The sequence below is a fragment of the Pseudomonas sp. 31 R 17 genome, assembly GCF_900004915.1.
In the GTDB taxonomy this organism is placed as follows: domain Bacteria; phylum Pseudomonadota; class Gammaproteobacteria; order Pseudomonadales; family Pseudomonadaceae; genus Aquipseudomonas; species Aquipseudomonas orientalis_A.
The window spans coordinates 17,732-41,938 of the sequence record NZ_CVTN01000068.1; the positions used below are offsets into that span (position 1 = coordinate 17,732).

Here is a 24,207-nt window from a genome sequence, read left to right on the forward strand (position 1 = left end):
AGCCGTTACCGCAGAAACGGATATGTACTCGATCTGATCCAGCATCCTGGTCGGCCCTGAGGCCGCCATCGGGGGCAAGCCCCCTCCCACATTTGGACCGAGGTGTATCAGATGGGTAACTGTCGTTGACGGGCCGCCACGGGAGCTAGCCCCCTCGTCACATGTCGGCGTCATACCAAAGTTGTGTAGATACCTATGCCCCGATAAGGGAGTGTCAGTCAATGCATCCGGGCCTGACACACCGCCATCGGGGGCAAGCCCCCTCCCACATGTCCAGCGGTCGCGTCGATTTCAAGCCTTGATGAAATGCTTGCGGTAATGCTGCAACTCGGCGATCGACTCGCGGATATCGTCCAGCGCCAGGTGCGTGCTGCCCTTATGAAAGCTGTCCTTGACCTCCGGCGCCCAGCGCGCAGCCAGCTCCTTCAAGGTCGACACGTCCAGGTTGCGATAATGGAAGTAGCTTTCCAGCCCCTTCATATGCGTATAAAGGAAGCGCCGGTCCTGGCAGATGCTGTTGCCGCAGATCGGCGACTTGCCCCTGGGTACCCATTTTTCCAGGAAGGCGATGGTTTCGGCTTCGGCCTCGGCCATGCTGATGCGGCTGTCGCGTACCCGCTGGGTCAGGCCCGAGTTGCCATGGGTGCGGGTATTCCACTCATCCATGGTGGCGAGAACGGCATCGCTGTGGTGAATGGCGATCACCGGACCTTCGGCCAAGGTGTTGAGGTTGCTGTCGGTGACAATGGTCGCCATCTCGATGATGACGTCGGTGTCGGGGTTCAGACCGGTCATTTCCAGATCGATCCAAATCAGGTTCTGTGGGTTTTGCATGGCTTGATTCTCTTGGCACCTTGGCGTAGCTGCGCAGTTTAGCAGGCGGCGCCGTGCTAGACTCGCGACCGTTTTACCCAACTTTTGCATTATCGACACGGAACACCAATGGCCAAACGCCAGCTCAATCGTCGCCAAAACTGGCGCATCGAAAAGATTCAAGGTGAACGCGCAGCGCGCGCAGCCAAACGTGAATCCTCCGCCGTGGAAGCGCTCGAGGGCGGCGACCTGGGGCCTGAACAAACCGGCCTGGTGATCGCGCACTTCGGCGTGCAGGTTGAAGTCGAGGCGCTGGAAGGCGAACTCGCAGGCACTGTGTCCCGCTGCCACCTGCGCGCCAACCTGCCCGCGCTGGTAACGGGCGACAAAGTCGTGTGGCGCGCCGGCAACCAGGGCATCGGCGTGATCGTCGCCCAGTTGCCACGCAGTACCGAACTGCGCCGCCCCGACAGCCGCGGTCAGCTCAAGCCGGTGGCGGCCAACGTTGACATGATTGTGATCGTGTTCGCGCCGCTGCCCGAGCCCCACGCCAACCTGATCGACCGCTACCTCGTCGCCGCCGAGCATGCCGGTATCCGCCCGCTGCTGCTGCTGAACAAATTCGACTTGATCGACGAGCAGAACGCTCCGGCGCTCAACGCTTTGCTGGCGGTCTACCGCACCCTGGGCTACCCGGTGCTGGAAGTGTCGGCCCATCACGGCAACGGCATGGAACAGCTGCAACAGCAGTTGGACGGGCGCATCAGCGTGTTTGTCGGCCAGTCGGGCGTGGGCAAGTCGTCGCTGGTCAACAGCCTGCTGCCGGAAGTCGACACCCGCGTCGGCCCGCTGTCGGAACTGTCCGGCCAGGGTACGCACACCACCACGACCGCACGGCTGTTCCACTTCCCCGGTGGCGGTGAACTGATCGACTCCCCCGGCATTCGTGAATTCGGCCTCGGCCATGTCAGCCGCAGCGACGTGGAAGCAGGCTTCATCGAGTTCAACGACCTGATCGGCACCTGCCGCTTCCGCGACTGCAAACACGACCGCGAGCCGGGCTGTGCACTGCTCAAGGCGCTGGAGGATGGGCGTGTGCAGCAGCAGCGGATGAACAGCTATCGGTCGATTATTGCGAGCTTGCCTGAGAGCAGTTATTGACGGTCAATTTCTTGATACACATAAACCAGGGTGCTGAACGCCCTAGCCCATTGATTTAACAGGAGCAGGCATCAAGAATCCGGGTCAACTGGGTGGCTGATACACACAAGCCAGCTTGTATTCGGATTTCCTGATGCCCATAATTGCTCCGTCACCAGCGAAAGCTGGCAGGAGTCTGGATCCTTTTCGGAGTTGATCCAGCGGCGCAGAAGGGGCGAAGCAAGCTCCGCTGCGTGTCGAATGAAGCCGCCTTCGGGCGGCTTTGCTTTTTGTGGGGAATTAACAGTTGGCTCTCTACTATCACCCCAAACAAGGCGATGTACTGCTGTGTGACTTCACACGAGGTTTTGTAGCGCCAGAGATGTTGAAGATCCGTAAGGTCGTAGTGATATCCCCAACCTCTACACATAATCGCAAGCTTTGCACCGTGGTGCCGATTTCCTCGACTGCACCAGAAATCCAGTACGACTGGCACCCTCTACTACGCGCCAACCCACTTCAATCCGACGGTTATAAAGAGCTGTGGGTGAAATGCGACATGATTTACACCGTCAGCTTCGAACGCCTCGACAAATTGCATAGAAAGACTCGCGCCAAGGGTCGAGAGTACTTCGTACCACGCCTGTGCGCTGATGATATGCGCGGCGTAATCGGTGGTATCAAAGCGTACCTGCCACTCTGACCACACATGAAAAAGCCCCGAATGATCGGGGCTTTTTCATGTGTGGCTTATAGAGGCCGCTTACGACCCCGGCGCCGGCGCAGGCACCGTCGGGTCCTTCACCCCACCGTCATCAAACAGGTTCAGCTTTTGGCGCAGCTCATGGGCCGGCAGCGGCTCCTGACCTGGCGGGAGCGCGTTCGGGTCCGCCGGCACTTCACCGGGGGCGCCTTCGCCCTGAGCTGGCGGCGGTGGCGGCTGATCGCCCTCAATCGCACGCTGGGCCTTTTTGGTCAGCACAACGATATCGATACGCCGGTTGATCGGGTTGAACGGATCTTTCGGATCAAACAACTGCGATGACGCAAATCCCACCACCCGCGCCACTTGCGGGTCCGGATAGCTGCCGGCCACCAGCGCACGGCGGGCGGCGTTGGCGCGGTTGGCCGAGAGTTCCCAGTTGCCGAAGTCGCCCTGCCCCGCATAGGGCTTGGCATCGGTGTGGCCGCTGACGCTGATCTTGTTCGGCACCGCCTTGATGGTGTCGGCCATGGCCAACAGGATATCTTCGAAGTACGGCTTCAAGCGCGCGCTGCCGGAATCGAACATCGGCCGGTTGGCGGCGTCGGTGATCTGGATACGCAAGCCTTCCGGAGTGATCTCGAAGGAAATCTGATCCTTGAATTTCAGCAGTTGCGGGTTTTCCTCAACCTTGTTCTGCAGTTCCTGCAGCAACAGCTCCAGGCGCTCTTTCTCGACCTGTTCGGCCATGGTTTCGACCTGATCGCGCTCGATCGGGATTTTATCCTGAGGCGATTCGGTCTCAACTTCCGGATTGATGGTGCGCTCCGGCGCCAGCTGCGGCGAACCGCCCAGGTCGATCACGAAGGGTGTACCACTTTCCGAAAAACCAATCGGGTCCTTGAAGTAACCCGCAATGGCGATCTTCTGTTCAGGGGTGGCGGTGGACATCAGCCACAGCACCAGGAAGAACGCCATCATCGCCGTCGCGAAGTCGGCGAAAGCGATTTTCCAGGCGCCGCCGTGATGCCCCGCGGCGAAGCGCTTGACGCGCTTGATGATGATCGGCTGGTTGTTTTCCATGGCTTAGCGACCGCGAACCGCTTGTTCCAGCTCGGAGAAACTTGGGCGATGTTTCGGGTACAAGACCTTGCGCCCGAACTCCACTGCCAGCGACGGCGGCATGCCTGACGCCGAGGCGACCAGGGACGCCTTGATCGCTTCGTAGAGGTTGATTTCTTCCTTGGCGTCATGCGCCAGGGAGGTGGCGAGCGGGCCGAAGAAACCGTAGGCCGCCAGGATACCGAAGAAGGTGCCCACCAGCGCGGCACCGACGTGCATGCCGATGGCCGCCTGATCGCCCTCGCCCAGGGAGGCCATGGTCACCACGATACCCAGTACCGCCGCGACAATACCGAAACCCGGCATGCCGTCGGCAATCCCGGTCACGGCGTGGGAAGGATGCTCCAGCTCTTCCTTGAGGCTGAACAGCTCCATGTCGAACAGGCCTTCGAGCTCATGGGGCGCCATGTTGCCGGAGGACATGATGCGCAGGTAATCGCAGATATACGCGGTCATGCGCTCGTCCTTGAGCACGGCCGGGTACTTGGCGAAGATCGGGCTGGCGGCGGCGTCTTCGATATCCCCTTCGATGGCCATCATGCCTTCGCGGCGGCTCTTGTTGAGGATCTCGTAGACCAGCCCCAGCACTTCCAGATAGAACGTGTGGGAGAAGCGCGAGCTGAACATGCCCAGCGACTTCTTGATCACGTGCATGGTCATGTAGCCCGGGTTGGCCTGCAAGAAGGCGCCAAAGGCGGCGCCGCCGATGATCAACACTTCGAAAGGCTGAATCAGCGCGGCAATTTTACCGTGGGACAGGACGTACCCGCCGAGCACACTTGCGATGACGACAATGATGCCGATAATTTTAGCCATAGGGGATCTGTACTTGCGCCGTCGGGTTCATGGACATAGTGGGTGCAGCTGAAAAACTCTTGTTCTACTTATCGGCGAAACTGCGCCAGACTATAGCCCGTTAAGGCGAAAAGCCAATTCAGCCCGTTACGGGTGTGTTGAACACATATGATGATCGCGCCCCAATCATGGCTAATGAAACGACAGTCCCAACTGCAAGACCCACCACCCTCGCCGCCTGGATCCAGCGCCTGGACGAGGTGCTGCTGCCCGTTCCCCAGGCCAGCCACGAGCGCGTGTGCAAAGCCATCCGCGACAGCCGCAGCTCATTGAGGGACATCGCCGAGCTGATGCAAGACAGCCCGGCCCTGGTGCTCAGCGTGATGCGCGAGGCCAACAGCCACACCCACGGCAGCCTGGCGGAACCGGCGGAAAACCTCGAAGTGGCGCTCAATCGCCTCGGCCTTAAACGCGCCGAAGAACTGCTGGTGCGCCTGCCTTCGGTGCCGGCCCGCGAGATTCCCGTCGCGCTGCGCCAACTGCTGCTGGTCAGCCAGCACGCGTCCCAGCAAGCCAACGGCCTGTTCGGCAGCCGCCTGGCGCGCTTGTGGCAGGACATCCATTGGGGCAGCCTGCTGTTTCTGTCACCGTTGTGGCCGATGGCCGTGGCCTACCCCAAGCTGCTTGAGGAATGGGAGCTGCGGGTGATCCACAAGGGCGAGTCGGCGCGCAAGGTCGAGCAGCAAGTCTTCGGCGTGCGCCTGCTGGACCTGTGCCTTGGCCTGACTGCGGCCTGGCACCTGCCGATCTGGGTATCCCAGGGCTATAACCTGCTGCTGGGCGAGCGGCGTCTGCTGGTCAAGGCATTGCGTATCGCCCGCGAAGACGACCCGCTGCGCCACCAGCAGTTACTCGACGCCGAACCCAACCTGCGTCGCTGGCTGAATCAGCCGGCCAACACGGTGCTGTTGGCCAACGGCCTGGCGCTGTCGGCGCAGGAGTCCTGGACCTGCCCGCACACCGAGCGCTGGCAATACCTCACTGCGCTGTATCTGCAAGAGTCACTGGGCGATGTGCAGCAGCAGGTTCACCAGCAAGCGGTCACCAGCGCCCGCAGCACCCTGATGCCTGATCTCTGGCACCCGGCGCTGTCGCTGATCTGGCCGTGGCACGTGCAAAAAGTCCATCGTGGCTTGCTGCCCGCGCCACCGCCCACGGCTGAAGCACTGGCGCTGTGGCGCAACCGTTGCACGGAGTTGCTGGTCGAGCCGAGCCGCTTTGCCAATGCGATGCACCTGACCACGTGCGCCAAGGAAGCCCTGGTCGCCAGCGGCATGCAGCGCGTATTGCTGTTCATGGCCGATCGCGCCTTGAGCACCTTGCGTGTGCATCAGGCCGATGGCTTGCCGAAGGACGCTGCCAACCTGAGCCTGGATGTGGTCAACAGTACATTGCTGCAACGCTTGCTGGAAAAGTCCGCCCAGGTGCGTCTCGGTCCTGACAACCATGCGCAGTTCGCCGCGCTGCTGCCACCGATCCTGCGCCGCCTGTTTACCGGCGAGCACCTGCTGTTGCGCTCGCTGAGCTGTAATGGCCGCGTGGTCATGCTGATGGTGGCGGACCAGGGTGGCGGGCCGTTCTCGGAAACCACCGTGCAAGCCTTCGGCAAAACCGCGCAATGCGTCGAAAAAGCCTTGCACAGCTTTACCAACCGCAGCGCCTGATGCTTGCGCTACAATCGCCCTCCTTTATCGCCAACATTTGTGCCCAGGAGACCTCACATGCCTGACTTCTCTGGCTTGCCGCTGGTGATCGAATGCAGCGACCTGCAAGGTCGCCTTGATGCCGAACACCTGATTCTGGTGGACCTCACCAGTGCCGCCCGCTACGCCGAAGGGCATATCCCCGGCGCGCATTTCGTTGACCCCAGGCGCACCCAGTTTGGCCAACCGCCCGCGCCGGGCCTGCTGCCAAACAAGGCCGATCTGGAAAAGCTGTTCGGCGAGCTGGGCCACACACCCGATGCCACTTATGTGGTGTATGACGACGAAGGCGGCGGCTGGGCCGGGCGTTTTATCTGGATGCTCGACGTGATCGGCCATCAGAAATACCACTACCTCGACGGCGGCCTGTTGGCGTGGCTGGACGAGAAGCACCCGCTATCCACCGAGGTGCCCACCCCCGTCGGCGGCCCGGTCAGCCTCACCTTGCATGACGGCCCCACCGCCACCCGCGAATACCTGCAAAGCCGGCTCGGCGCGGCCGACCTGGCTATCTGGGACGCACGCGGCCCGCTGGAATACTCCGGTGAAAAAGTCCTCGCGGCCAAAGCCGGGCACATCCCCGGCGCCGTGAACTTCGAGTGGACCGCCGGCATGGATACGGCGCGCAGCCTGCGCATCCGCCGCGACATGCCGCAAATTCTCGAAGACCTCGGGCTGACCCGCGATAAAGAAATCATCACCCACTGCCAGACCCACCACCGCTCTGGCTTCACCTACCTGGTGGCCAAGGCGCTCGGTTATCCACGAGTCAAAGGTTATGCCGGTTCCTGGGGCGAATGGGGCAACCACCCCGACACCCCCGTTGAGATTTAAGGTTTAAGGACAGTTATGAAAAAGCAGTTGTTTATCCTCAGCCAGTATTTGCTGCCGCACCACTTGCTCTCGCGCCTGGCCGGCTGCATTGCCGAGTGCCGTGTGCGCTGGTTCAAGAATGCCTTCACCCGCTGGTTCGCCAAGCGTTACCAGGTGGACATGTCCCAGGCGCTGGTTGAAGACCTGACCGCCTACGAGCACTTCAATGCCTTCTTCACCCGTGCACTGAAAGACGACGCGCGCCCACTGGATCAAACGCCGGGCGCCGTACTGAGCCCGGCCGACGGTGCCGTCAGCCAGCTCGGCCCGATCGAACATGGCCGTGTGTTCCAGGCCAAAGGCCACAGCTTCAGCGTGCTGGAACTGCTGGGCGGCGACGCTGCGCTGGCTGCGCCGTTCATGGGCGGCGACTTCGCCACCATCTACCTGTCGCCAAAGGACTACCACCGGGTGCATATGCCACTGGCCGGTACCTTGCGCGAGATGGTCTATGTGCCAGGGCGAATTTTCTCGGTGAACCAGACCACCGCCGAGAACGTACCGGAACTGTTTGCGCGTAACGAGCGGGTGGTCTGCCTGTTCGACACCGAACGCGGCCCGATGGCCGTGGTATTGGTGGGCGCGATGATCGTGGCTTCGATTGAGACCGTATGGGCCGGGCTGGTAACGCCGCCCAAGCGCGAACTGAAAACCTTCCGCTACGACGAAGCTGCCCGTGCGCCGATTCACCTGGAAAAAGGCGCGGAGCTGGGGCGCTTCAAGCTGGGTTCGACCGCTATCGTGCTGTTCGGGCCGGATCAGGTGAAATGGACCGAAGCATTGTTGGCGGGCTCGCCCGTGCAGATGGGCCAGGGTATCGCAACACCCAAGGCCTGACGCAGAACCAAGTGTGGGAGGGGGCTTGCCCCCGATGGCGGTGGACCTGTCAATACATCTCTGACTGGACTACCGCAATCGGGGGCAAGCCCCCTCCCACATTTTTGAGCGCATTTCGTCAGTTAGAGCTGACCATCACGGTCGCGCAAGCCCAGCAGATACAGCACCCCATCCAACCCCAAGGTCGAAATCGCCTGCTTGGCCGACTGCTTGACCAACGGCTTGGCGCGGAACGCCACGCCCAGCCCGGCAATCGCCAGCATTGGCAAGTCGTTCGCGCCGTCGCCGACCGCAATGGTCTGCTCCAGGCGCAAGCCTTCCTTGTGCGCCAGCTCCCTGAGCAGGTCCGCCTTGCGTTGTGCGTCGACAATCGGCTCCACCGCCACGCCGGTCACTTTGCCATCCACCACTTCCAGCTCGTTGGCAAACACGTAGTCAATGCCCAGCTTGGCCTGCAACTGCTTGGCAAAATAAGTGAAGCCGCCGGACAGGATGGCCGTTTTGTAGCCCAGGCGCTTGAGTTCGGCGAACAGGGTTTCGGCGCCTTCGGTCAGGCGCAGGGAAGCGCCGATGGAGTCGAGCACGCTCACGTCCAGGCCCTTGAGCAGCGCCAGGCGCTCCTTGAAGCTGGCGCGAAAATCCAGCTCGCCGGCCATCGCCCGCTCGGTAATCTCGCTGACCTGTTCGCCCACACCCGCCGCCTTGGCCAGCTCGTCGATGACTTCGGCTTCGATCAGGGTCGAGTCCATGTCGAACACCGCCAGACGACGATTGCGCCGGAACAGCGAATCTTCCTGGAAGGCGATGTCGACATTCAGCTCCTGGGCCACGCTCAGGAACTCAGCGCGCAGCGCTTGCGCATCGGCCGGCTCGCCGCGTACCGAGAACTCGATGCAGCCCTTGCCTTTGTCCGCCGGCGTGTCCAGCGGCATGCGTCCCGACAGGCGGTCGATATGGTCGATGTTCAACCCGTAATGCGCCGTGATCGAGCTGACGCGCTGCAGTTGTTCGGCCGTTACCTTGCGGGTGAGCAACGTCACGATATGGCGTTTTTTGCCCTGGCCTTCGACCCAATGCTGGTAATCGGCTTCGGACACTGGGGTGAAGCGCACCTGCTGATCCAGCTTGTAGGCCGTAAACAGGATGTCCTTGAGGACCGACGATGCCTGCTCGGTGCTGGGAATTTCCACCAGGATGCCGAACGACAGGGTGTCGTGGATCACCGCCTGGCCGATGTCGAGAATGTTCACACCACCCTGGGCCAGAACACCGGTAATGGCAGCGGTGAGACCCGGTCGGTCAAGACCTGTGATGTTGATCAGGACAATTTCGCGCAAAGCGCACCCCCAGGCTGGAAAAAAACCGCATTCTACCCACTTTCAGTGACCATCGGGCACAGCCAGCGCTTTGCCGGTCATGGGCCTGTCGCTATACTGCGCGTCAACTTCACGGACCAAGAGCCGAGCGCAAGTGAACCGGCCCACGCCAGTAAAAACCGATAACTTCTTCCTGCTGATCTTCCGGGCACTGCGCCACCGCCGTGTACCGATCGCATTACGCATCGCCAGCCATAACGTGATCCTGGTCGCTCTGGCCCTGGTGATCTACGCCTGCGTGATGGGTTTGCAGTTCAAGCAGGCCATGCATGAGCAAGCCGACGCCCTGGGCGAGAGCCTGACCACCCAGACCGCCACCTCGGCGACTGAGTTGCTGGTGTCCAACGACATTCTCAGCCTCAATGTGCTGCTCAACAACCTGACCAAGAACCCGCTGGTGGCCCACGCTGCTATCTATAGCGTGGACAACCGGATCATGGCCGAAGCCGGGCAGCGTCCGAAAAACGGCCTGCTGGGCGAAGCCGAGGGTCTGTACCAGAGCAATATCACGTTTCAGGATGTGAAAGCCGGCCAATTGCGCATCAGCCTGGACATGCAACAGTTCCAGCAACCGATGACCATCAGCCTGCAAAGCATGGGCATCCTGAGCGCAATCCTGTTGGCCCTGGCCCTGGCCTTGAGCCTGCGCCTGGGGCGGCATATCTCCACGCCGTTGATGCAACTGCGCATCTGGCTGCGCGATATCAACGAACATACCCCGGCCACCGACCGCCAGGACGAAATCGGCGACCTCGCGCGCCAACTTCATGCCAGCTTCGCCCCGGAGCCGACGGTACCTGAGGTTGAACCCGAGCCGGAGTACGACGAGGCCGACTACAACGACGGCGAGCCTGAATTTGAAGTGCGCGACCTGCGTGACCCAGGCTTCGACGAAAGCGCTCCGGTGGCGGGTTTGAAGCCTGCGCCACGGCATGTGATCAAGGCCGAAGAAGACGAACTGGACGACGAAGACCCGTTCGCCGACCTGCGCGATACCGCAGACACCGCGCCTGCCGTAGCGCCGAAAGCGCTTGCGCCCAAGAGCACCGAGCCCCAGTACAGCGCCGTACTCGCCGTGCAACTGGGTGCCCAGGACCAACTGCGCCGCCTGCCCCGCGCCCGCTTGACGGAATTGCTGGAACGCTACCGCGACTGTCTCGACCAGGCGGCCTCGCTCTACCAGAGCGAACTGCACACCCTGAACGACGGCAGCACGTTGATGCTGTTCCACAGCGAAGACAGCGGCGAGGATTACCTGACCAACGCCATCTGCTGCGGCGAGTTGCTGCGCGCCCTGGGCCATGCCTTGCAGATCGAAGTGGCGGACAGCGGCATTACGTTGCAATTGCAGTTGGGCCTGACGGTGGGCGATGACCTGTTCGGCATCAGCCAGATCGACCTCTTGCTGACCGAGATTGCCCAGGATGCCCTGGCCTTGTCCCAGCACAGCCGTAATCTGCTGCTGGTGGAGCGCAAGATCAGTGAAGACCCGCTGATCCGCCAGCGCGCACGCATCCGCCCGATTGCCAGCCCTGAAGGGGCCAGCTGTGTGGAGCGGTTGATGGAGCCGTACCCGTCGATGCTGGAGCGGCAGTTGGCGCGGATGCATGAGACCCGTGCGAAAAAATAGAGTAAGAGGCCTGATAAAAAAGCCCGCGCTGGTTATCCATCTGCGGGCTTTTTACTGTCTCAATGAAGTGCATTTAGGAACTCTGATCTCTAGAAATGAAGGTTCAGCCCTTTGTCGGAGAGAAAGCCTATGAAACGCAGAAATCTTTCAAAACAGAGTTTTATGTCAAAAACGACTTAACAGGCAAATATGGCACCCCCAAAACCACGATCGAGAGTGATATACTGCCAAAATTGTCTAAGACACGAGATTTTTCATGATATTAGAGTATGGTTTCAAAAATTTTTTTTCATTCAAGGAAATGTCGACTATCTCTTTCCGATTTGACAGCAACGTGCCTTCATTCATATCCAAAGACAAGGAAGCGAGCAGCCTGATAGGCATTAAGGGAGGTAACGCTTCCGGCAAGACAAACATCATCAAAGCACTGACCTTTCTAAGTTACTTTATTAATTCGTCTTCGAATATGAAGCCTGAAGACACCCTGCCTATTAAAAGTTTTTTTGACGACAAAAGCTCACCTTCCGAGTTTTATATCGATTTTAAAATCAAAGAGACATATTATAAATACGAACTCAGCATTAGCTCAGGGAAAGTCGTATCAGAAAAGTTGTCAAAGAAAGTAAAAAAAATGCTTCCTTTTATCGAGCGTAACTATGACGAAATAACTTACTCAAGAAAAGATCTCGCCCATCTAAAAGAAATCAAGCTGAATAGTAACGCCTCATTCGTGAGCACTTTCAGTAAATTCAAAACCTTTTCCGAACTTGAAGACCTCAGCACAATATATGGCTTCTTTGATACTGTTCTATCAAACGTAAGCCCTGCATCTGGCTTACTCAGCAAAAATGTTGACTATAGAGAAATATCTCAACTCTACGGACAAGACAGCAAAATATTCGGCTTTGCGAAAGAGCTAATAAAAAAGAGTGATGTCGGCGTTTTAGACATATCTATTTCGGAGGACACAAACGAAAAAGGTCAGCCCTATTTTTATCCTGTCTTTCACCATACACATGAAGGAAAAAATTTTTCACTTAAGTATGCCGACGAGTCCAGTGGCACAAAGCAATTATATATATTTCTCGCGCTATACTGGTTAGTACTTGAACAGGGCGGAGTACTTGCTCTTGATGAATTCGATGTACATTTGCACTCTTTGCTGCTACCGGGCATCTTAAACATGTTCGAAGATGAGAATATTAACAAGCTTGGAGCTCAGTTTATTTTCACATCACACAACACTGAGATAATTGACACCCTCGGCAAATACCGCACTGTTCTGGTTAACAAAGAAGAAAATGAAAGCTATTGCTACCGACTAGATGAAATCCCAGGCTCTATAATTCGCAATGACCGCCCTATCTCACCCATTTATATAAAAGGGAAAATTGGCGGAGTACCCCGGATATGAGCAAAAGAAAAGAACGCTTTCTTGCTAGCATTCCGTGCGACTCCATAGAAACTTCCGAGCTATTCAAGCTAACTAAAATCAACCTAAAGTATTTTGAGTCATCCCAAGCATACTCAAACGCCTTAGAAGACTTGACTCATGAAGAACTACTGAAAATCTTCAACAAGCTTATTAGTTTTTCTGATAAATCCCTGGTGGATTGGAGCCGGGAGAATGCAGGAGGAGGAGGATTGACGGTGTATTCTCGATACGGAGATTTCCCCAAGAACTCGGACTTTACACATCCAAAGCATGTCCCCCACGATGTGCAATGGTGCCGATTCCGCCTAGGAAACAAATTCAGACTTATTGGTTTCGTTATAAGCGACGATTTGCACGGAAAGCGAAAAGATCCAGGGGATTTTATATATGACAAGAATACATTTTATTTAGTATTTGTAGATAAAGAGCATAAATTCTACAAAACCGAACCCAATTAGCCGACATACATCAACAAAAAACCCGCCAAAACGCGGGTTTTTTTGTTGATGTATGTGATCAAAACCTGAACACTTCCAGATCCGTACGAATCGGTGTTGCCATCGGCATCTTCGGTTTTTCCGGCGTCGCGGGCTTGGCCTGTGCCGGTGCCTGCTTGCGCGGTGCCTCGGCAATCGGCGGCTGGTTGGCCAGCGGCTTGAGCGCCACCGACAACTGCTGCGCCAGCTGCTGCAACAATACGCCCTGGGCCTGGACCTGGGACGCGGTGGTGCCGGCATGTTCTTCCTGCAGGTGCACGATACGGTTGTCCCGTACTTGCCCGCGACGGTCGATCAAGCGCCACTGTGCATCGAGGATCGCCGGTTGCGACTTGCCGGAGTCAAGCCGCGTGATAGTCAGCAACACCTGCACATCCGGGGAAAACCCGGATGGGCCAGGCGCCAGGACCACGCGCTGGCTGTCCAACTGACCGGCCACCTGACGCAACATCAATTGATTGATATCGGAAGAAAGGCTACCCGCCCAACGACCATCCGTGGAACCTTGCAGGCTTCCGTCGTTCTGACGTTGGAGCAGGGTCTCGCGTTGCAGGTAATCAGCAACGATGACCGGACCCAGCAGGACCGCCATGCCGGCGGTTTGTGCTGGCTGAGCCGGACTTCCGCTGTCCAGCTGGTACAGCGACACCGGCTGGTGGGTGCTGCAACCCGCCAGCCCTAACAGGCCAGCGAGCATCAAAAATAGAGGAAGGCGTGGAGCAGTCATCATCCCATCCAGGTGGCTGCCACAAGGCGAACCACAATGTAATACTAAAAATAACCTAAACACGCTCGGCCACGCCGGCGCTGGAAAGGCCATATCATCCGTGAATATGCGCCATGACTCCAGCGCCAAAGCGTCGATCTACGCGTTAAATCGTAGATCGAGGCCTCTAGTACGCCTTAAGCAGGCGTTTCTACCAACAAAGCATCCACTCGCTGGAAGCCTCGAGGCAGTTTGTTGCCGCGTCGACCGCGCTCGCCCTTGTAGTGCTCAAGGTCGTCAGGGCGCAGCGACAGCGTGCGCTTGCCGGCCTGAAGCACCAGCGTAGCGCCTTCGGGGATCACGGCGATGTCGGTCACGTACTCTTCGCGACTGGCCACACGCTCTCCCGGGATACCAATGATCTTGTTGCCCTTGCCCTTGCCCAGCTGCGGCAGGTCGCTGATCTTGAAGACCAGCAGACGCCCTTCGGTGGTCACCGAGGCCAGCCAGTTGTGCTCACGATCCTCCACCGGTCGCGGCAGGATCACCTTGGCATTGTTCGGCAGGCTCAGCAGCGCCTTGCCCGCCTTGTTCTTGGCCTGCAGGTCTTCACCCTTGACCACGAATCCGTAACCGGCGTCGGAGGCGATGACATACAACGAATCATCATCCGGCAGCAGCACGCACTCGAAATTCGCCCCCGGTGGCGGTGTAAGACGCCCGGTCAGCGGCTCGCCCTGCCCTCGTGCGGAAGGCAGCGTGTGGGCCGGCACCGAATAACTGCGCCCAGTCGAGTCGATAAACACCGCAAACTGGTTGGAACGCCCGGCGGCAGCGGTCTTGAAGCCATCACCGGCCTTGTACGAAAGCCCGGTGGCGTCAATATCATGCCCTTTGGCGGAGCGAACCCAACCCTTTTCCGACAGAACGACGGTAATTTTCTCATTAGGCAGCAGCTCGGTTTCTGTCAGAGCTTTCGCTTCCGCACGCTCGACAATCGGCGACCGGCGGTCATCGCCGTAGGTTTCGGCGTCCTTGATCAGCTCGCTGCGCACCAGCTTCTTGAGCTTGGCTTCACTGCCCAGCAGCGCTTGCAGCTTGGCTTGTTCCTTGAGCAATGCGTCCTGCTCGTCGCGCAGCTTCATTTCTTCCAGTCGCGCCAACTGGCGCAAGCGGGTGTCGAGGATGTAGTCCGCCTGGATCTCGCTCAATTCGAAACGCGCGATCAGCTCCGCTTTCGGGTGCTCGGCGGTACGGATGATATGGATCACTTCATCCAGGTTGAGGTAGGCGATCAACAAGCCGTCCAACAGGTGCAGGCGGCGCTCGACCTTATCCAGGCGAAATTGCAGGCGCCGGCGCACGGTCTGTACGCGAAACTCCAGCCATTCCACCAGCAGGTTGCGCAGGTTCTTGAGCTGCGGCTTGCCGTCCAGGCCGATGATGTTGACGTTGACCCGATAGCTGGACTCCAGGTCGGTGCTGGCAAACAGATGCTGCATCAGCACTGCATGATCCACCCGGCTGTTGGTCGGGATGATCACGATGCGGCAAGGGTTCTCGTGGTCGGACTCATCGCGCAAGTCGGCGACCTGCGGCAGTTTCGACGGCTTGGCCTGCATCAGCGCGGCGATCTGCTCCAGCACCTTGGCGCCGGACACCTGATGCGGCAACGCGGTCACGATAATGTCGCCGTCTTCGACGTGATACACCGCGCGCATGCGCACCGATCCCTTGCCGGTTTCGTACATTTTCAGCAGGTCGGCGCGCGGCGTGATGATTTCCGCTTCGGTCGGGTAGTCCGGGCCCTGGATATGCTCGCAGAGCTGCTCGACCGTGGCTTTTGGCTCATCCAGCAGGCGAACGCAGGCGGCGGCGACTTCGCGCAGGTTGTGCGGCGGCACATCGGTGGCCATGCCGACCGCGATGCCAGTGGTGCCATTGAGCAGGATATTCGGCAAACGTGCCGGCAACACCAGGGGTTCGTCGAGGGTGCCGTCAAAGTTGGGCCCCCAGTTCGCGGTGCCCTGGCCCAGCTCGCTGAGCAATACTTCCGAATAACGCGACAGACGCGCCTCGGTGTAACGCATGGCGGCGAAGGACTTGGGATCATCCGGCGCACCCCAGTTACCCTGGCCGTCGACCAGGGTGTAGCGGTAGCTGAACGGCTGGGCCATCAGCACCATGGCTTCGTAGCAGGCCGAATCGCCGTGAGGGTGGAACTTGCCGAGCACGTCACCGACGGTACGCGCCGACTTCTTGTGCTTGGAATCGGCGTCCAGGCCCAACTCACTCATGGCGTAGATAATGCGCCGTTGTACCGGCTTCAAGCCGTCGCCGATATGCGGCAGGGCACGGTCCATGATCACGTACATGGAGTAGTTGAGGTAGGCATTTTCGGTGAAGTCAGCCAGCGATCGGCGTTCTACGCCATCTAAGCTGTCTGCGAGGATGTCACTCATGCGGGCCTCATCATTGGGTAAGGCGCAGCGGAACTGCCGCTGCGCTGATTCAATTCAAAAAAGTCGCGGCTCATGGCTGGGCACTCCAGCCACCGGCCGGGGCGGCAAACCGATAGACCACCGGACGCTTTTCACCGTCGGCACGCGCGCCAAAATTATTGTCGATACCAATCCAGGCGCCATCGGCGTCCACCACCAGGGCTTCGGCCAGGCCATAGGGTTGGGGGTAACGCCGTTCGGGCGTCAGGGTTTCGTCGGCAAACGACCAGCACAGCTCAACCTTGGCCGTCACCGTATCGCGTCGGCAAATCTGGAATGCATTGCGCTCCAGGGTGAACAGCTTGTCGTTGAACAGCGCCAGGTCGGCAAAATCCTTGGACACGGCCTTGGCGTTGGTGAACTGCGCCGGCTGCACTTCCAGCCCGGCCTCGCTCAACAATACGCAAGCCCCCTCGCAATCCCACACGCTCTGCCCGCGCTTGATCGAGATCAGGCCACGGCGCTCACGCTCGGCGGCCAACCAGATCTGATTGCCTTGCGGGTTCACCGTCAGGCCTTCGAACAACGCATTGAAGTGCAGCAACATGCCGCTGGCCCGCGCCTCGCGCACCATGCCCGGGGCGATCTTCAACCATTCGGGGGCGCCGGCTGCCGGTACCTGCAACACCGCCGCATGGGCTTCGCTGACGATGTAGCGGTTGCCTGCGGCATCACAGCTGATGCCTTCGAAATCCAGGTCTCCACCGCGAATGAACGAAGCCGCCTTGGTGCGCGAGCGCAACCCCCACGGCAGGCCGGATTCGGGCACCGGGGGTACGTCGATCGTCAATGCCTCGGCGTTCCAGGTCGGCTCGCGGGTGTCCAGACGATAAATCCGGTCATCATCGCGGTCCGATACCGTCCACAGGTCCTTGCCGCACAGCGCCAGGCCCGACAGGTTGCCGCCGCGCATGCCGTCTACCGGATGTTCCGACACCAACTTGAGCTCAGCCACGGGCGCGGCCACCCCATCGGTGGCTGCCAACCCGCACACCATCAGGATCGCCAGGGCGACGCCTGTGCGCATCAGCCCAATACCTCGGCCAGGTTGCCTTTGGATTCGAGCCAGGCCTTGCGATCCGGCGCACGCTTTTTCGCCAGCAGCATGTCCATCATTTCCGAAGTGCCGGCGAAGTCTTCCAGGGTCAACTGCACCAGACGCCGGGTGTTCGGGTCCATGGTGGTTTCGCGCAGTTGCGGCGGGTTCATTTCACCCAGGCCCTTGAATCGCGTGACCTGTGGCTTGCCGCGCTTCTTCTCGGCCACCAGGCGATCGAGGATGCCATCGCGTTCGGCTTCGTCCAGGGCGTAGAAAATCTCCTTGCCCAGGTCGATGCGGTACAGCGGCGGCATGGCGACGTAGACGTGACCGGCATCCACCAACGGGCGGAAGTGCTGCACGAACAACGCGCACAGCAAGGTGGCAATGTGCAGGCCGTCGGAGTCGGCATCGGCGAGGATGCAGATCTTGCCGTAGCGCAGCTGGCTCATGTCCGCTGCGCCAGGGTCGACGCCGATGGCCACGGCGATGTTGTGCACTTCCTGGCTGGCCAGTACTTCGCTGCCATCGACTTCCCAGGTGTTGAGGATCTTGCCGCGCAACGGCAGGATCGCCTGGAATTCCTTGTCCCGCGCTTGCTTGGCGGAACCGCCGGCGGAATCCCCTTCCACCAGGAACAGCTCGGAGCGCATCGGGTCCTGCCCGGCGCAATCGGCCAGCTTGCCGGGCAATGCCGGCCCCTGGGTGATGCGCTTGCGCTCGACTTTCTTGCTGGCCTTGAGGCGACGACCGGCGTTGTTGATCGCCAGCTCCGCCAGGGCCAGGCCCAGTTCCGGGTGCTCGTTGAGCCACAGGCTGAAGGCATCCTTGACCACACCGGAGACAAACGCCGCCGCCTCGCGGGAGGACAGGCGCTCCTTGGTCTGGCCGGAGAACTGCGGCTCCTGCATTTTCATCGACAGCACGAACGCAATGCGCTCCCACACGTCTTCCGGCGCCAGCTTCACGCCGCGCGGCAGCAGGCTGCGGTATTCGCAGAATTCGCGCATGGCGTCCAGCAAGCCCTGGCGCAAGCCGTTGACGTGGGTGCCGCCCTGGGCGGTGGGGATCAGGTTGACGTAGCTTTCCTGCACGCTGTCGCCACCTTCGGGCAACCACAACAGCGCCCAGTCGACGGCCTCCTTGTTACCGGCCAGGCTGCCGCAGAAGGGCGCGTTGGGCAGGCGTTCGAAGTCGCTGACCGAATCTTCCAGGTAGGAGCGCAGGCCGTCTTCGTAGTGCCACTCGACCTTTTCGCCGGTGCCTTTGTCTTCAAAGCTCACCAACAGGCCCGGGCACAGCACGGCCTTGGCCTTGAGCACATGCTTGAGACGGCTGATGGAGAATTTCGGCGAATCGAAGTATTTCGGGTCCGGCGCGAAGTACACGCTGGTCCCGGTGTTGCGCTTGCCGACAGTGCCGACCACCTCCAGCTCGGTGGCTTTGTAGCCATCGGCGAAGGTCATCTGGTATTCGTTGCCGTCACGCTTGACCTTGACCCTGACCTGCGTGGACAAGGCGTTGACCACGGAAATCCCCACACCGTGCAAGCCGCCGGAGAACTGGTAGTTCTTGTTGGAGAACTTGCCGCCGGCGTGCAGCTTGGTGAGGATCAGTTCGACGCCCGACACACCCTCTTCCGGGTGAATGTCCACCGGCATGCCGCGACCGTCGTCGGACACTTCCAGGGAGTGGTCGGCGTGGAGAATGACCTGCACCGACTTGGCGTGCCCGGCCAAGGCTTCGTCGACACTGTTGTCGATGACTTCCTGGGCAAGGTGGTTCGGCCGACTGGTGTCGGTGTACATGCCGGGGCGTTTGCGCACCGGGTCGAGGCCCGAGAGGACTTCGATGGCGTCGGCGTTATAAGAGCTAGCGCTGGGAGTGGCCATGGGGTCTCGTCGTGAGTCGTTCGATTAAAAAATGACCTGCGATTTTTACAGTGACGAAAAATCGAAGGATTGATACTGAGCAGCGCCAATGCCGGCAAAGCTCAACAATGCCGGCAATTGCTGGGCGAACCCTTGGTAACCGTGGTCGCCACCGGCCTGGATGCGCAAGGCACAGGCCCGGTAATACTGCTGGGCCAGGCGATAATCCAGGGTTTCGTCCCCGGTCTGCAACCACACCTGATAACGCGCGGCGTCCTGAGGAGCCGGTACTTCCAGCTCGGCCAACGCCGTGACGTGGTCGAGGGTCAACTCCCAGCTTTCGTCGGTGTAGAGGTTCTTCTGGGTTCCCAGGTAGCCGTCAAACATCCGATGGGGGCTGACCGCCGGGTTGACCAGCAGCGCCTTGAGGCCATGGCGTTCGGCAAGATGGGTTGCATAGTAGCCGCCCAATGAACTGCCGACCAGCAGCGGCCTGCCCAGTTCTGCGATGGCCTCCTCCAATTGAGGAATCGCCTGACGCGGATGGTGATGCAGCGCCGGAACACGCAGCTGCTCGGACAGGCCAAGCTTGCCCATTACGGTGATCAACTGGCTGGCCTTGTTGGAGGCCGGCGCACTGTTGAAACCGTGAATATAGAGGATCGAAGCGGACATGCCGGGCTCTCCGTGACTCAGCCAAAGAGGCGCAGTTTACAGGGATAAGGGGCCTGTGTGAGAACCCATGTGGGAGGGGGCTTGTCCCCGATGGCTGAGTGTCAGTCAGCACATGTGGCAGCTGACACACCGCAATCGGGGGCAAGCCCCCTTCCACATTTTGATCAGCGTTTACAGCTATTAATAGCCGTTGCTGCCGTAGTCGACGGTAAAAGCGAAATCCTTGACCCGCTCCACCCCGGTCTCCAACCGCCCGTCGGCATGCAAACGCAGCCAGCGATAGCCTGGGGCCTGGTCGCTGACCTGGAAGTCCTCACTGCCCGGCGCGAACTGGATGCAGGTGGACGGCGACGCCAGCAGGCGCACGCCGTTGCGCTCGCCGTCGATTTCCTGGTGCACATGGCCCCACAAAACCGCTTTCACTTGGGGGAAGCGGTCAAGCACGGCAAACAGCGCATCCGGATTGCGCAGGCCGATAGGCTCCATCCAGGCGCAGCCGATCGACACCGGATGATGATGCAGGCACACCAGGTGATGCCGGTTCGGCGCTTCGCTCAAGGCCTGGACGAGCAGTTGCAGCTGCTGGTCCTGCAGGTAGCCGGGCACGGAACCGGGTACGGCGGAGTCCAGCAGGGTCACGCGCCAGTTGCCGACGTCAACCACCGGCTCCAGCAGGTCGCTGTGCACGGCAGCGTCGGCCATGATCTGCGGCTCATCGTGGTTGCCGGGCAGCCAGCGCGCGGGAGCGCCCATCGGCGCGGTCATGTCGCGAAATTGCTGGTATGACGCCAATGTGCCGTCCTGGGACAGATCCCCCGTGGCCAGCACCAGATCGATGTGCGACTGCTGTTCGCGCACCAGGTCGATCACCCGCCGCAGGCTGTCGCGGGTATTCATGCCCAGCAGCTTGACGTCTGCATCGGCAAACAAATGGCTGTCGGACAGTTGCACCAACAGCACAGCGTCAGGGTTCATGGCGGATACGCTCGGCAAGGCGCTCTCCCTAGCGGTCACAGGAATAGACAGGTGGGGCAATTATGCTGGGGCAGGACACAAAGAGGAAACCCAGGGAAACAAACGCAGTTCACATCTACCGCACGACTTCGAACTCATGGCCCAGGGCCAGGCAGTGGCTCAGCCATTCGCCGAGGAACACATTGAGCTGGGCTTTCTCATCGGGCTGGTGCATGAACACATTCGGGTAAGGATAGATGCTGCGAAAGCGTCGCGCATGTTCGGCGCTGATCACTTCGGCCATGCGTGCATCGTGGTACACCTGCACTTCCAGCTGCGGCACCGGCAGCCAGGGCAGGCTGTGTTCCTGGCGCACGCGCAGGGTGGTGGTGTACGGGCAATTGACGATGACTTCCAGGGTCAGCACGCCCAGCATCTGGTCGCCGTGGGTTACGGCAATGCGCCGCGCCTGGGGCGTGTGGCGCATGTCGGGGAGCAGGCGCATCAGCCGCGCATAGTTGGCCTCGCACGCGGCTTGCAGCCCGATCAGGTCAACCCGGTAACGTTCCCGTGCCTTTACTGCCATAGCCCCCTCACTTCCGCGCGATTAAGCGCAAGCCATTGCAGGGCGATAATGCTGGCTGCATTGGAAATCCTGCCGTCGCGCACAGCCTGGAAGGCATCTTCGAATGCCCAGGTGGTCACGCGGATATCTTCGGCCTCTTCTTCCAATCCATGGATACCACCGGCCTGTGAGCTGTCGCAACGGCCCAGGTACAGGTGGACGAACTCGGTACTGCCGCCAGGCGACGGGAAATACTTGGTGATCGGCCACAGCGCGGAGAACGTCAGCCCAGCTTCCTCCTCGGCTTCGCGGTGTGCAACCTCCTCGGGTTGCTCGTCCTTGTCGATCAGGCCGGCGACCATTTCCACCAGCCACGGGTTGTCGGCACGCCCCATGGCGCCGACGCGGAACTGCTCGATCAGCACCACTTCATCGCGCTGCGGATCGTAGGGCAGTACGCACACCGCATCATGGCGCACAAACACCTCACGATTGATCACACGGCTCATGCCGCCGTCGAACTTCTCGTGGCGCAGTTGCACCCGATCGAGCTGATAGAAGCCCTTGTAGGCAGAGTCGCGCTGAACAATCTCGATATTCTTCGGCGTCGACTTCGTAAAGTCCGTCATATTCTTCCTCGTCATAAGCCGTGCAGTGGGCGCCATCCTAACGCGCCCAAGTGGCTCGGCGCAGCCCCTTTCCGGTTGCCGGGATAGACGGCGGGCGTCAAACTCACACTAATCAGTCTAGTGGCGAACTGGCGGCCCTGTTGGCAGTCCAAGCGCTACTCTTTTCGCTTTCCATCGATTTACGAAGGACACACATGTCGCTTTTAAAAATCGCCTCCATGGCTTGTATTGCCTTGACCCTGGGTGCCTGCCAGAGCCTGTTCCAGCCCGGTCAGCTCAAACCGCTGGACGTCACCACCGACAAGTCGGAGCAGATCAAGCCCGGCTGCGGCAGCCCTGATTGTCCGCTGGTGAACATCGACACCGTGCATTTCCCCGCCGACCCGCAACTGGACAAACTGGTCGAGCAGCGCCTGCTGCAGATGACCCGCACCACGCCCGGCGCCAGCGTCCCTGCGACCCTGAATGCCTACCGGGACACATTCCTGCGCGAATCCCCCGACCGCCACAGCATGTATTTGCAGGCCAAGGTACGTGAGCAGCATGACGGACTGGTGATCGTTGAAGTGTCCAGCTACCTGGACACCGGCGTGGCCCACGGTGAACCTGGCCGCGGCTTCATCAACTATTCACGGGTGCTGCACAAGGAATTGGGCCTGGCCGACATGCTGTTGCCCGGCCAGGAGCAGGCCTTCTGGAATACCGCAAAAGTTGCCCACAACAGCTGGTTGATCAACACCAAGATGCACCGCGACCCGGAGTTCGTGAAGAACTGGCCGTTCCAGAAAACCCCGAACGTGGCCTTGACCAGCGGCGGCGTGGTGCTCAAGTACAACGTCACCACCATCGCCCCCTACGCCCAGGGGCTGATCGAAATCACCATCCCCTATGCGCGCCTGACCGGTGTGATCAAGCCTGAGCTGATGCCTGCGCGCCACTGACCGCCCGCCCCAGGATGAACTGCAGCAACCCTGCCAGCAGCAATGCCGGCAGGGTTGCGCCGATATCCGGATACAGGTGCGCCAGCAGGTGGTAGGTGCCGATGCCGCCCAGCCACGCCAGCAGCGCCGGCCAATGCAGCTGGGTCACCGCGCCCTGGCGCCGACGGCGCAGGATGAAGTGATCCACCAATACCACGCCGAACAGTGGCGCAAACACTGAGCCGATCAGCAACAGGAAGTTCTGGTATTGCGCCAGGGGCGCCAGGCAGGCAATCACGGTGCAAATCACACCGATGGCCAACGCCAGGTGCTCGACTTTCAAACGCAGCAGCACCCCGCTCGACACCGCCGCCGAATGAATGTCGGCAAAGGCATTTTCCGACTCGTCCAGCAGGATCAGCAACAGCGGAATCCCCAGGCCGGCGCCGGCCAGGGCCAGCAGCAGCGCATTGACTTCACCGCTGGGCGCAAAGGCCAGGGTGTAGGCCACCCCCAGGCTCATCAGCCAGAAGTTACCGATAAAGAACCCCAGCGCGGTGCCGCCGAACACGCTTTTCGCGCGTTTGCCAAAGCGTGAGTAGTCGGCGATCAGCGGCAGCCACGACAGCGGCATGGCGATGGCAATGTCAAAGCCCACCGCAAACGGCATCGAGCCGTCACCGGCCTGGGCCCACAGCGCGACGAGGTCGGCCTTGGCAAACAGGTTCGAGGTCAGCCACAGACAGGCCGCGAGCAGCAGCCAGATGCCCCATTTGCGCAGGATTTGCCGCACGAAGGTCAACGGGCCACTCACCGCCAGCATGGTGGCAAGGCCGCCAAACAACACGGTCCACAACAAGGGGCTCGCCAACAGGCTGCCCTCGCTGAACGCACGCGTACCCAACAAGCTGGCGGCATCGCGCATGACGATGATTTCGAACGAGCCCCAGCCAATCAATTGCAGCAGGTTCAACAGCGCCGGCAGGCTCGCACCGCGGCTACCGAGGCTGAGCTTGAGCGCCGCCATGGCGGACAGCCCGGTGTCGCTGCCGATCACGCCGACGGCGGCCAGCAACAGCACGCCGACCAGGGTGCCGAGCAAGATGGCCAGCAATGAACCCGACAACCCCAGGCCCGGCGCCAGCAAGGCGCCGGTTTGCAGGACCATCAGGCCGATGCCGAGGGAGAACCACAGGGAGAACAGGTCGCGGGCGCCGAAGACGCGCTTGTCAGGAAGCACCGCGATGTCGGGTGAGTAAGTGCTGGGTTGAATGCTCAAGGGTGAAGTCTCCGAGGGGCTTTGTTGTCAGGGAAATTGCCATCGGGGGCAAGCCCCCTCCCACACTGGATCTGCGGTGAACAC

General features: G+C 60.2%; 22 protein-coding genes. 9 read left to right on the top strand and 13 right to left on the bottom strand.

The features are described from left to right. Positions 1-291: 291 nt before the first annotated feature. Entirely contained in the window at positions 292-834 is a 543-nt protein-coding gene (gene orn / locus BFP89_RS16575; protein WP_065886529.1) for an oligoribonuclease, read from the bottom strand. A gap of 108 nt (positions 835-942) precedes the next feature. Between orn and rsgA the strand changes: the two genes are divergently transcribed. After that, positions 943-1,974, top strand: coding sequence for a small ribosomal subunit biogenesis GTPase RsgA (gene rsgA, locus BFP89_RS16580; RefSeq protein ID WP_065886530.1), 1,032 nt, complete (start codon positions 943-945; stop codon positions 1,972-1,974). A gap of 286 nt (positions 1,975-2,260) precedes the next feature. Beyond that, positions 2,261-2,656 carry a type II toxin-antitoxin system PemK/MazF family toxin gene (locus BFP89_RS27620; RefSeq protein ID WP_083203225.1) on the top strand — a complete coding sequence of 132 codons (396 nt, stop codon included), beginning with the start codon at positions 2,261-2,263 and terminating at the stop codon, positions 2,654-2,656. A gap of 60 nt (positions 2,657-2,716) precedes the next feature. On the opposite strand, the gene motB is transcribed toward BFP89_RS27620, so the two are convergent. Both motB and motA read right to left on the bottom strand, forming a co-directional pair. After that, on the bottom strand, positions 2,717-3,739 hold the full coding sequence (motB, locus tag BFP89_RS16590; RefSeq protein WP_065886532.1) for a flagellar motor protein MotB: 1,023 nt from the start codon (positions 3,737-3,739) through the stop codon (positions 2,717-2,719). Positions 3,740-3,742: 3 nt separating this feature from the next. Then, positions 3,743-4,594 (bottom strand): flagellar motor stator protein MotA, encoded by an 852-nt coding sequence (motA, locus tag BFP89_RS16595; RefSeq protein WP_065886533.1) that lies wholly within the window; start codon positions 4,592-4,594, stop codon positions 3,743-3,745. Positions 4,595-4,761: 167 nt separating this feature from the next. On the opposite strand from motA, the gene BFP89_RS16600 reads away from it, so the two are divergent. The 3 genes from BFP89_RS16600 to asd are packed head-to-tail and all read left to right on the top strand — an operon-like array spanning position 4,762 to position 8,046. After that, complete coding sequence (locus BFP89_RS16600; protein ID WP_065886534.1) at positions 4,762-6,297, top strand: HDOD domain-containing protein; 1,536 nt, start codon at positions 4,762-4,764, stop codon at positions 6,295-6,297. A gap of 57 nt (positions 6,298-6,354) precedes the next feature. Beyond that, on the top strand, positions 6,355-7,170 hold the full coding sequence (gene rhdA, locus BFP89_RS16605; protein ID WP_065886535.1) for a thiosulfate sulfurtransferase: 816 nt from the start codon (positions 6,355-6,357) through the stop codon (positions 7,168-7,170). A 15-nt stretch (positions 7,171-7,185) separates the two neighbouring features. After that, the gene (asd, locus tag BFP89_RS16610; protein WP_065886536.1) at positions 7,186-8,046 is read left to right on the top strand and encodes an archaetidylserine decarboxylase; all 861 of its coding nucleotides are present in this window, start codon (positions 7,186-7,188) and stop codon (positions 8,044-8,046) included. A gap of 122 nt (positions 8,047-8,168) precedes the next feature. On the opposite strand, the gene serB is transcribed toward asd, so the two are convergent. Next, complete coding sequence (gene serB / locus BFP89_RS16615; protein ID WP_065886537.1) at positions 8,169-9,383, bottom strand: phosphoserine phosphatase SerB; 1,215 nt, start codon at positions 9,381-9,383, stop codon at positions 8,169-8,171. Between the two features lie 133 nt (positions 9,384-9,516). Between serB and BFP89_RS16620 the strand changes: the two genes are divergently transcribed. The 3 genes from BFP89_RS16620 to BFP89_RS28620 all read left to right on the top strand — a co-directional run bounded on the left by BFP89_RS16620 (position 9,517) and on the right by BFP89_RS28620 (position 12,945). Beyond that, positions 9,517-11,052: an AhpA/YtjB family protein gene (locus BFP89_RS16620; protein WP_065886538.1), complete on the top strand. Its 1,536-nt coding sequence runs from the start codon at positions 9,517-9,519 to the stop codon at positions 11,050-11,052. Positions 11,053-11,308: 256 nt separating this feature from the next. After that, positions 11,309-12,466, top strand: a complete 1,158-nt coding sequence (locus tag BFP89_RS16625) for an AAA family ATPase (RefSeq protein WP_065886539.1) — start codon at positions 11,309-11,311, stop codon at positions 12,464-12,466. Further along, complete coding sequence (locus tag BFP89_RS28620) at positions 12,463-12,945, top strand: hypothetical protein (RefSeq protein ID WP_141689098.1); 483 nt, start codon at positions 12,463-12,465, stop codon at positions 12,943-12,945. Before BFP89_RS16625 ends, BFP89_RS28620 begins: the two co-directional genes overlap by 4 nt. A 58-nt stretch (positions 12,946-13,003) precedes the next feature. Here BFP89_RS28620 and BFP89_RS16630 read toward each other — a convergent pair whose 3' ends face one another. From BFP89_RS16630 to BFP89_RS16665, 8 genes are all read right to left on the bottom strand, one after another. Next, positions 13,004-13,714, bottom strand: coding sequence for a PqiC family protein (locus BFP89_RS16630; RefSeq protein WP_065886540.1), 711 nt, complete (start codon positions 13,712-13,714; stop codon positions 13,004-13,006). Positions 13,715-13,887: 173 nt separating this feature from the next. After that, positions 13,888-16,152, bottom strand: coding sequence for a DNA topoisomerase IV subunit A (gene parC, locus BFP89_RS16635; RefSeq protein WP_065886541.1), 2,265 nt, complete (start codon positions 16,150-16,152; stop codon positions 13,888-13,890). A 70-nt stretch (positions 16,153-16,222) separates the two neighbouring features. Further along, the gene (locus tag BFP89_RS16640; protein WP_065886542.1) at positions 16,223-17,218 is read right to left on the bottom strand and encodes an esterase-like activity of phytase family protein; all 996 of its coding nucleotides are present in this window, start codon (positions 17,216-17,218) and stop codon (positions 16,223-16,225) included. Beyond that, positions 17,218-19,122 carry a DNA topoisomerase IV subunit B gene (gene parE / locus BFP89_RS16645; RefSeq protein ID WP_065886543.1) on the bottom strand — a complete coding sequence of 635 codons (1,905 nt, stop codon included), beginning with the start codon at positions 19,120-19,122 and terminating at the stop codon, positions 17,218-17,220. Before parE ends, BFP89_RS16640 begins: the two co-directional genes overlap by 1 nt. A 45-nt stretch (positions 19,123-19,167) precedes the next feature. Continuing rightward, positions 19,168-19,776, bottom strand: a complete 609-nt coding sequence (locus BFP89_RS16650; RefSeq protein ID WP_065886544.1) for a YqiA/YcfP family alpha/beta fold hydrolase — start codon at positions 19,774-19,776, stop codon at positions 19,168-19,170. 180 nt (positions 19,777-19,956) lie between these two features. Then, a complete protein-coding gene (gene cpdA, locus BFP89_RS16655; protein ID WP_065886545.1) occupies positions 19,957-20,769 on the bottom strand; it encodes a 3',5'-cyclic-AMP phosphodiesterase in 813 nt (270 codons plus the stop codon). Between the two features lie 97 nt (positions 20,770-20,866). Continuing rightward, positions 20,867-21,316 carry a DUF1249 domain-containing protein gene (locus tag BFP89_RS16660; RefSeq protein WP_065886546.1) on the bottom strand — a complete coding sequence of 150 codons (450 nt, stop codon included), beginning with the start codon at positions 21,314-21,316 and terminating at the stop codon, positions 20,867-20,869. Further along, positions 21,307-21,924, bottom strand: coding sequence for an NUDIX domain-containing protein (locus BFP89_RS16665; RefSeq protein ID WP_065886547.1), 618 nt, complete (start codon positions 21,922-21,924; stop codon positions 21,307-21,309). Before BFP89_RS16665 ends, BFP89_RS16660 begins: the two co-directional genes overlap by 10 nt. A gap of 194 nt (positions 21,925-22,118) precedes the next feature. Between BFP89_RS16665 and BFP89_RS16670 the strand changes: the two genes are divergently transcribed. Then, the gene (locus tag BFP89_RS16670; RefSeq protein WP_065886548.1) at positions 22,119-22,865 is read left to right on the top strand and encodes an RsiV family protein; all 747 of its coding nucleotides are present in this window, start codon (positions 22,119-22,121) and stop codon (positions 22,863-22,865) included. On the opposite strand, the gene cytX is transcribed toward BFP89_RS16670, so the two are convergent. After that, the gene (gene cytX, locus BFP89_RS16675) at positions 22,834-24,123 is read right to left on the bottom strand and encodes a putative hydroxymethylpyrimidine transporter CytX (protein ID WP_065886549.1); all 1,290 of its coding nucleotides are present in this window, start codon (positions 24,121-24,123) and stop codon (positions 22,834-22,836) included. The two genes, BFP89_RS16670 and cytX, sit on opposite strands and share 32 nt — an antisense overlap. Between the last annotated feature and the right edge of the window lie 84 nt (positions 24,124-24,207).